This window comes from Sulfurimonas sp., from assembly GCF_023229105.1.
Lineage (GTDB): Bacteria > Campylobacterota > Campylobacteria > Campylobacterales > Sulfurimonadaceae > Sulfurimonas.
The window spans coordinates 1-8733 of record NZ_JALNZY010000085.1; the positions used below are offsets into that span (position 1 = coordinate 1).

9 protein-coding genes are annotated in these 8733 nt (G+C 36.8%); all 9 read right to left on the reverse strand.

Going from position 1 to position 8733, the window contains the following annotated elements; genetic code table 11:
• Positions 1-108 precede the first annotated feature (108 nt).
• Complete coding sequence (locus tag M0Q17_RS09750; RefSeq protein WP_295086361.1) at positions 109-1803, reverse strand: EAL domain-containing protein; 1695 nt, start codon at positions 1801-1803, stop codon at positions 109-111.
• Complete coding sequence (locus M0Q17_RS09755) at positions 1800-2174, reverse strand: response regulator (protein WP_295086363.1); 375 nt, start codon at positions 2172-2174, stop codon at positions 1800-1802. Before M0Q17_RS09755 ends, M0Q17_RS09750 begins: the two co-directional genes overlap by 4 nt.
• 21 nt (positions 2175-2195) lie before the next feature.
• Positions 2196-3218: a chemotaxis response regulator protein-glutamate methylesterase gene (locus tag M0Q17_RS09760; RefSeq protein ID WP_295086365.1), complete on the reverse strand. Its 1023-nt coding sequence runs from the start codon at positions 3216-3218 to the stop codon at positions 2196-2198.
• Positions 3219-3233: 15 nt separating this feature from the next.
• Positions 3234-3704: a chemotaxis protein CheD gene (locus tag M0Q17_RS09765; protein ID WP_295086367.1), complete on the reverse strand. Its 471-nt coding sequence runs from the start codon at positions 3702-3704 to the stop codon at positions 3234-3236.
• On the reverse strand, positions 3705-4529 hold the full coding sequence (locus tag M0Q17_RS09770) for a HAMP domain-containing sensor histidine kinase (RefSeq protein WP_295086369.1): 825 nt from the start codon (positions 4527-4529) through the stop codon (positions 3705-3707).
• Positions 4530-4542: 13 nt separating this feature from the next.
• Complete coding sequence (locus tag M0Q17_RS09775) at positions 4543-5367, reverse strand: protein-glutamate O-methyltransferase CheR (protein ID WP_295086371.1); 825 nt, start codon at positions 5365-5367, stop codon at positions 4543-4545.
• On the reverse strand, positions 5360-7435 hold the full coding sequence (locus M0Q17_RS09780) for a chemotaxis protein CheA (RefSeq protein WP_295086373.1): 2076 nt from the start codon (positions 7433-7435) through the stop codon (positions 5360-5362). Before M0Q17_RS09780 ends, M0Q17_RS09775 begins: the two co-directional genes overlap by 8 nt.
• A complete protein-coding gene (locus M0Q17_RS09785; protein ID WP_295086375.1) occupies positions 7428-7691 on the reverse strand; it encodes a hypothetical protein in 264 nt (87 codons plus the stop codon). The genes M0Q17_RS09780 and M0Q17_RS09785 overlap by 8 nt, the downstream gene beginning before the upstream one ends.
• On the reverse strand, positions 7692-8733 hold a 1042-nt coding region (locus M0Q17_RS09790), incomplete at its 5' end, for a methyl-accepting chemotaxis protein (RefSeq protein WP_295086377.1).

Here is an 8733-nt window from a genome sequence, read left to right on the forward strand (position 1 = left end):
ACCTTTTTTAGATATGTATGTGTAACAAAAAAAGTAACACTTATGACTAAAATTGTAACAATCACCAAAGGCGTCATCATTTTAAATACTATGGAGTTTAATTTCATCTTATCTTGCCTCAAGCAAAGTCTTGTTCTGCTGTCGGTGCTCATTTTTTAGTACCATAGCACTCGGCTCCCCTATAAAATACCCTTGAGAGTAATCAACTCCAAGACCTTTGACTATACGGCTAATTGGCTCTGAATGCACAAACTCTGCAACGGTTAAGATGCCGAGCTTTTTTGCAAAATCAACAATTGTCTGAACCATAATTTGCGCATTTTCATCGCTATCTAAATCTCTAACTAGAGATCCATCAATTTTTATAATATCAACTTTTAGTCGTAAAAGATGTATAAAATTTGAGTATCCAGAACCAAAATCGTCTATAGCAATCAGACAGCCATACTCTTTTACCTTGCTAATAAAAGCATAAACGGTATTATAGTTTTCAACTCCTTCAGATTCTAAAAGCTCAAAAATAACTCTGTTACATCCGCCAAAATTCTTGAGCTTGCTGTAGATATATTCGGACATTTCACTATCTACCATATCTTTAGCAGAAAGGTTTATGGAGAATTGATAATCACTATTTTCAAATTCTTTAAACGATTTTTCTATCACATTTTTTGTAATAGCGGCATAATGTTTGGATTTTTTGGAAATATCCAAAAACTTTATCGGAGTATGAATAGTACCGTCTCTCTCAATTATGCGTACTAAACACTCATACTTCTCTATCTTGTTGGTTTTATTGTTAATTATGGGCTGATAAAAGGGAACAATATTACCACATGATATTGCCTCAATAATTTTGTTTATCCAAAATATATTCTGTTCGTAAGACTTAAATTTTTGACTATCTTCATCATATAGAAGCATAGCTTTATTTGTTGCTTTTGCTGTTTTAAGAGCTTTTTCTGCACTAATTAAAAGTTCATTATCAAACATGGAAGCACCGATTGTAAATCTAAAGTGTATATCATGCCCCTCATATGAAAAGTTTACTAATTGCTTCATAAGATTATTAAGCTCTTCTGCCTCTTTGCACTCTTTTACTAAAATGGCAAATATATCACCTGAAATTCTGTAATGTTTGTATTTGTCGTCTTTTAAAAGCTGTTTTATTTTTAGCGTAAATGATCTAAGGCACAAATCACCTATTTCATGGCCGTAAAAGTAGACGATATCCTTAAAACCATCGATATCTATGAGAATTAGAGATAAATTTTTTTCATTGCCTATATCTCTAATGAGCTGGTTTCGATTTGCAAGCCCTGTTAGGGCATCTGTATAGTAGCAATGTATAAGCTCTTTGCTTTGTCTATGCAAAACATTGTCCAATCTCTCTTTTTGTTCGATAATCTCTGTTTTGCTATTTGAACCATTTTTGTAAAACCCCACCAAAGCTTCTATCTGCTCCGCTAAATGGACTCTATCAAACGGTTTTACAAGCATCCCATCAGCTCCGTATTCTAAAGCGACAATCTTCTCATTCATCGAACTAAGAGCGGAAACAACCAAGACGGGAATATGCTTTGTTTTATCACTCTCTTTGATTATGCGCAGAGCTTCATAACCATCAATTTCTGGCATCATAATATCCATAATAATCAAATCAGGATTATGCTCTATTGCCATGCCAATGCCCTCTTTTGCGCCTTGTGCTTCTAAAAAAATATACTCTTGTTTTCTAAGTGCTGCGCGCACCGCCAAACGACTGTCAAAATTATCATCTATGATTAAAATAAGTGGCTTTTTCATGACACATTCATCGCTTTTTGTAAAATTTCAAGAAACTCTTTTCTTGAAAAAGGTTTTTCTAAAATAAAATTAAATCCTTTTTCAAGATACATCTTTTTCATCTCCGCAAAAACAGATGCAGTAACGGCAATAATAGGCTTATCTGCAAATCTTTGTTGTTCTCTAATCCACACAGTAAGATCTAAACCGCCGATTTTTGGCATCTCGATATCTACTAAAAAGAGGTCTATGTCATCTTCATGTTCAAGCATCTCAATGCCAATCTCGCCATCTTGCGCCCACAGTAATTCAACAGGCTCTTCTACTTTTTTTAGGTTTGATTTTACAATCAAATAGTTGTCTTCGTTATCTTCTGCTAAAAAAATTCTCATCAATTTTCCTTGTCTCTTGAATTATATAAACGAAAGTATGGCGTTAGCCACTTTGTTTAACGGTACTTGTCTCTCAACTGCCCCTATATCATGAGCAATTTTTGGCATACCGTAAACAATAGAGCTTGCTTCATTTTGCCCGATTGTTCTTGCTCCGGCATTTTTCATGCTAAGTAACCCTTTAGCCCCGTCGGCTCCCATCCCCGTAAGTATTACGCCGATTGCATTTGATCCCGCTATTTTTGCAACTGAATTGAACAAGACGTCAATTGAGGGTCTATGTCCTGAGACTTTTTCACCGCTTCCTATCTCTACATAGTACCTTGCCCCAGAGCGTCTTACTACTATGTGATAGTCTCCCGGGGCTATCAAAACCACGCCCGGAGTTATGCTATCACCATTTTTTGCTTCTCTTACTTCCATAGCACATATAGAGTTTAATCTTTGGGCAAATGGAGCCGTAAAATTTGCCGGCATATGCTGAACGATGATAGTTCCCGGCGCATTTCTAGGAAGCCCCATAAGTACCTCTTTAAGTGCCTCTGTACCGCCAGTTGATGCACCGATTGCTAAAATCTTGTTCGTAGTCTCAGCCAAAGATGTAGTGTTAGCATGAATCTGTTGTTTTAGCTCTTTTTTAAAAACTTTTACTTTAGAAGCTATCTTTATCTTTGCGATAAGTTCATCTTTCATCTCATCTTTAGAGTCATAAATATGAGAGTGTAATTTTGGAACAAAATCAACCGCTCCAGCTTCAAGTGCTTCGAGTGTAGTTTTGGCTCCGCTTTGCGTAAGTGAGGAGACCATCACAACAGGTAGTGGCATATGGTGCATAAGCTTTTTTAAAAAAGTAATTCCATCCATTCTGGGCATCTCAACATCCAAGCAGACAACATCGGGTCTAAGTTCAACAATCTTGTCTCTTGCATCATAGGCATCAGAAGCGGTTGCTACGACCTCAATAGAACTATCCGACTCTAAGATATCACGTAAAACCGCACGAGCAGTAGCGCTATCATCTACAATCAACACTCTAATAGCCATTTTTATCTCCTTGCATCATACAGTTGCCTTTATTGTATACTTTAAGAGCACCTTAGAATTTTGTAAATTAAATTGAATCTTTCTGCCGTTTTCTCTACCGACATCCTCTGCAACAATGGGAATTTTGTACTCTTTTAAAATCTCTCTTGCAACCAAGATATTTTTTTCACCTATCATCATGTTGCATAATGAGGATATATTCATTGATGAACCGCCGAAGATTTTTGCCTCCATATTTTTGATACCGGCACCATGCTCAAGCATACTCTCTATCAATTTTGGAATAGCAATATTTCCAAATTTTGGAGATTGCAGGGAGTTACCGTTCCAAAAAGGGAGCAGATAGTGGTTCATCCCGCCAATACCTAATTTTTTATCATAAAGACAAACTGCCACACAGGAGCCTAAAACAGTTGAAATTGCAGCCGGTGCAACATCAACATGTATTTGACCTACATGTATGAAAGTTGAGTTTCCCTCTATCATTTATAACTCAATAGCATCATTAAAGGAGTCAAATAAAAACTCATTTGACCCGTAGGCTTCGGAATCTATCATATTTTCATCAAAGGGCAACTTTACTATAAAAGTAACAAATCCACCCTCGGCTTCATACTCTATTGTTCCATCTAGTCTTTCACATATCTCACGAACGACACTAAGTCCGATACCCAAACCATGCTTACCGCTTGCATCTTTTGCAAAACGGGTAAATATTTCAGGTTTATATTTTACTTCAGGGGCAGAGCCTTGATTTTTTACTTTGATGATAAAAATGGACTCTTTTATGTCTAAGTTAATCTCAAGCACGCTATCTTCAAAACCGTATCTGCAACCGTTTGAGATAATGTTTTTAACTATGAGATATACTTTTTTTGGATCTGTTACAACTTTTCTTTTGATTTTGCTATTTACCTTTAGCTCAATATTTTTCTCTTTTATGAGATACTTTAGAGTCTCAATAGCTTCTTCTATAATCTCGATAGGATCTACTAAAGCATAAGAAATATCAATATTTCCGCTCTCTATCTCAGATGCCATCATCAGATTTTGAATTTTAAAATCAAGATTTAAAACCTCCTTGTATATCAACTCAAAGAAGAATCTGTTTTCTTTTGTATCTATAATTTTCAAATGAGGTAGTATCCCCAAAATAGCTGTCATAGGGTTATTTAACTTATTTGCCACAAGCGATAAAAACTTTGACTTTGCCTTTTCACTATTAATGAGTTGTTTATTTAACTCTAAGATTTTTTTGCTCAAAAACGCTAACTCATCGCTTATGTTCTCTTTATCTGCTCTGTTTTGCAAAATTTTATCCTCCTTATATTTTTAGATAAATTGAAGAACCTAAAAGTTTTAGGCTATTTTTGTGCGCCGTCAAAGATTCAGAACTTCCTAAAAATAGAGGCGCTCCCTTTGGCAGTAGAGTAGTAAAGCGTCCAATAAGATTGTTTCTATTTGTTTCATCAAAATAGATCATAACGTTTCTGCAAAAAATCATGTCAAACTCATTTTTGATGAAGAAAGGATCTGTTATCAGGTTGTATAAACGAAAGGTTACTTTCTCTCTTAGAAACGGCTTTATCTGATATTTTAGAACGTTTTGCTCATGTACTTTTTCAAAAGATTTTATAACTATACTTTTTGGTAGTTGTTCTACATGTTTTTGTTCGTAATGTCCCAAAATTGCTTTTGAGAGAACTTTTGAAGAGATGTCAGTCGCCAAAATTTTAATATCCCAGCTATCAAAATCATGTAGATGCTTTTGCAAAAACATTAAAATCGTATATGGCTCTTCTCCGCTAGAGCATCCAGCCGACCAGATTCTTAGTTTTTTCTCTCTCTTGGCTGCCACCATCTGCGGCACATAACCCTCAAGCCAACTCCACTGAGCGCTCTCACGAAAGAAAGAGGTAACATTTGTAGATATGGCACTCATAAAAAAAGTAAGTTCTTCCCCACTTCTATCATCAACAAGGTAGTCGTAATAATCCTTAAACGAGGTTATATTCAACTGATTTAATCGTTTGTTGAGTCTTCCCTTTACAAGCGTAGTTTTCTGCTCAGAGAGGGAAATACCAACTTTTTCATAAATATAATTACGAAAAAGTTTAAACTCCTGGGGTTTTAATTCAATATCAAACATGAACAGCTTCAACCAAAGGTCGTAATTCGTCAACATTTAAAATAAGTGCAATATCCCCGTTTCCAAGAATCGCACCGCCGGAAATCTCTTTTAACATTGCCAATGCTTTACCTAATGTTTTTATAACAACCTGCTGACGACCTACTAACTCATCAACTAAAATCGCTATTCGTCCTCCCTCGGTCTCCACGCAAACCAAAATCCCTTCCCATGGCTCAATACGCTTAGCATCTAGATTAAATACATCGCTTAGTCTCATAACAGGAATATATTGTCCTCTTAAGCTGACAAACTCTCCTTTTTCTTTCAAGATGTGTACAATCTCCTTCTCAGGACGAAACGACTCTACAACGCTTAGTGTCGGGATAATATATATTTCATCTGCAGTACGCACAAGCATTCCGTCAATGATTGCAAGTGTAAGAGGAAGAATCATAGAAAATGTAGTTCCTTCTCCCTCTTTTGAGTCAATTTCTATCTTTCCTCGAAGTTTTTCGATTGATGTTTTTACCACATCCAAACCGACACCGCGACCTGAGAGGTCACTAATGCTCTCTGTTGTTGAAAAACCGGGTTGCATGATAAGAGCAAATATCTGAGCGTCGCTTAGATTTTCATCTCCGCTAATAACACCGCGCTCAATCGCCTTTGCCAAAACTTTCTCTTTGTTAATTCCTCTGCCGTCATCGCTTACGCTGATAACGATGTTTCCGCTTTTATGAAAAGCTTTTAGAGTAACTGACCCCTCAGCGCTTTTTCCAGCTTTTATGCGCTCATTTGAATCAGACTCCAGCCCGTGATCTATCGCATTTCTGATAATATGAATCAGCGGATCAGATAGGCTGTCTATCATAGTTTTGTCTATCTCCGTATCTTCGCCTTGAACGATAAGGTTAAGCTCTTTGAGAGTCTTTTTGGAAGTGTCTCGTACTACTCTTCTCATCTTGTCAAAAGTATCTTTGATAGCAACCATTCTAAGACTCATTACACGATCTTGGATTCTTTTAGTGATTTTTGAGAGCGTCTCTATCGTACGGTTTATCGACTCATCGTCTATAGATCTGATTTTTTCGTTTTGAGCAATAAAATTTTGTGCTATTACAAGTTCTCCTACTGAATCAAACAGCTCATCAAGTTTAAAGGTGTCGATGCGGATAGTTGACTTTGAGGACATGGAGTTTATAGAACTGCTATCGGCAAGTTTAGCAGCCTTTGCTAATGGTTTAACTGCTGCTTTTATTATCTCTGCAACAGGCGGAGTGATTAGATTTATCTCATACTCATAATCAAACAAAAATTCAAAAAACTCATCTACTTCACCTCTTGAGTGAGGAGTTAAAACAACAACAGATACTTTGCCTATATAATTTTCAGCGCTTTTAAAACTATCTATCGCAACAACATCTTGCATGTTGAGAAAACTCTCTAGCAGTAGGGCTTTTTGCGCAAGCATATTTAAAAATAGAAGATAGTCAAAACCTCTTTTATAACAATCTGTATCAAGCGTTAAATCTATTTTATAAAGACTCAACCCTTCGCTCTGCTTAGCTTGAGCCTCTTTTATAGATTTCTCTATAGAGTTTTGCTGCTGCTCTACGCAGCTTAAGCCAAACTCCATAGCCAAATTTTTTAGTTCTGAGACACTCTCTTTTTGCTCGACTCCAGAGTCAGATATACCCTTTTTTATAGAGATAAGATTTTTAATCTTCTCCAAACAGCCATCATAGCTTTGAGGCAATGTATCAATAGCATCAAGCTCACAATTCATAACCTCTTTGATGACATCAACGCTGCCTACAAAAAGCTCTAAATTGTACTCTTCTATACTCTCCTGCGTACTGCGGTAATGGTCAAGCACATCTTCAAAATGGTGAACAAACTCGCCAAGACGGGTAAAACCAAAAGCATTGGCATTGCCTTTTAGCGTATGAACACCACGAAAAATCTCGTTTAATAAGTTAAAATCACTACAATTTTCTTCAAAGCGGATAATATCAATATCTAATTTTTCAATTATCTCACCGGCTTCTTCGATAAAGATAGCTTTTACCTGTTCTTGTTTAGTCATGACATATCCAATGAATGGTTCCATATTTTTGTGAAACTAACACTCCTTTTTCTAAAAAAGGGATTTTTAGTTCCGGTTTAGCTCGTTTTAAACTCACCAACAAAGAGATAAGGGCACTGCTTTTTAGAGCACCATCCTCCTCTACCTCGATTGTCTCGATATAATCAATTCTAGGACGAACAAACTCTTCAAATTCTTCAACTTCCTCCATAGATATGTCTATATCTATGGTTAATATATCTCCGTTGAATTCCATTTAGAATTCTTTAAGATCGTCTTCATGCAGAGGAAAAATCTCTTCAGCTTTGTTTCTTGAAGAACTGTTTTTAGGTGCACTTGTATTTTTTTGCATCGTCACAGGTTTTTTAATCGCCATTTGATTAATAGGCTTCTTTTTTTGAATCATCATAGGCGCATTAGACTCCATTCCAACCATTTGTGCTAAAATTCTTACAGTCTCCATCATAGATGTTGCTTGTGCGTTTAGCTCTTCAGCCGCAGCTGCAGCTTCTTCTGAGTTGGCAGCAACTTGTTGTGTTACCTGATCTACTTGTCCCATAGCCTGATTTATCTGAGCCATGCCTTCGCTTTGCTCTTTTCCTGCTATAGAGATTTCGCCGATTAGGTCTGAGACTTTTTTAGACTGCTCTACTATCTCTTCAAAAGAGGTATGTGTTGCACGTGCAATTTCGTTTCCTTCTTTAATCTGTCCTACTACCTCTTCAATGATGTCTGAAGTCTCTTTTGCCGCAGCTGCAGCTCTTTGTGCTAGATTTCTAACTTCATCGGCAACAACCGCAAAACCTAATCCATGTTCACCTGCACGAGCCGCTTCAACCGCCGCATTTAACGCAAGTAAGTTTGTTTGAAATGCAATTTGATCAATTGCTTTGATAATTCCTGAAATCTTAGCCGCAGACTCTGTAATAGCATGCATAGATTTAGAGAGCTCTTCGCCTTTTTGGTAGCCTATTTTTGCCGAATCATTTGCATTTTTTGCCAAAATGTCGGCTTGACGTGCATTGTCTGTGTTTTGAGTATTTATTGCCGTACTCTCTTCTAGAGTTGCACTTACCTCCTCAACGCTTGAAGCCTGTTCACTCGCACCTTGAGCCAAAGAAGAAGATGATGAAGCAACTTGATCGCTTGCTGATGTAATCTGCATAGCGCCATCACGGATAGAAGTTACACTTTGTGTAATCGCACGAGTAATAGAACGGATAAGAGCCCATGCAAAAAGAATTGCAAAAATGATAGAAATAAGTGCCACTATTGTAAAGACTTGATTAAAATTAGTC

Bases quoted from the DNA above. Each gene is read 5' to 3' on its own strand.
- M0Q17_RS09750 (WP_295086361.1), bottom strand. From the start codon at position 1,803: ATGAAAAAGCCACTTATTTTAATCATAGATGATAATTTTGACAGTCGT.
- M0Q17_RS09785 (WP_295086375.1), bottom strand. From the start codon at position 7,691: ATGGAATTCAACGGAGATATATTAACCATAGATATAGACATATCTATG.
- M0Q17_RS09765 (WP_295086367.1), bottom strand. From the start codon at position 3,704: ATGATAGAGGGAAACTCAACTTTCATACATGTAGGTCAAATACATGTT.
- M0Q17_RS09775 (WP_295086371.1), bottom strand. From the start codon at position 5,367: ATGTTTGATATTGAATTAAAACCCCAGGAGTTTAAACTTTTTCGTAAT.
- M0Q17_RS09755 (WP_295086363.1), bottom strand. From the start codon at position 2,174: ATGAGAATTTTTTTAGCAGAAGATAACGAAGACAACTATTTGATTGTA.
- M0Q17_RS09780 (WP_295086373.1), bottom strand. From the start codon at position 7,435: ATGACTAAACAAGAACAGGTAAAAGCTATCTTTATCGAAGAAGCCGGT.
- M0Q17_RS09760 (WP_295086365.1), bottom strand. From the start codon at position 3,218: ATGGCTATTAGAGTGTTGATTGTAGATGATAGCGCTACTGCTCGTGCG.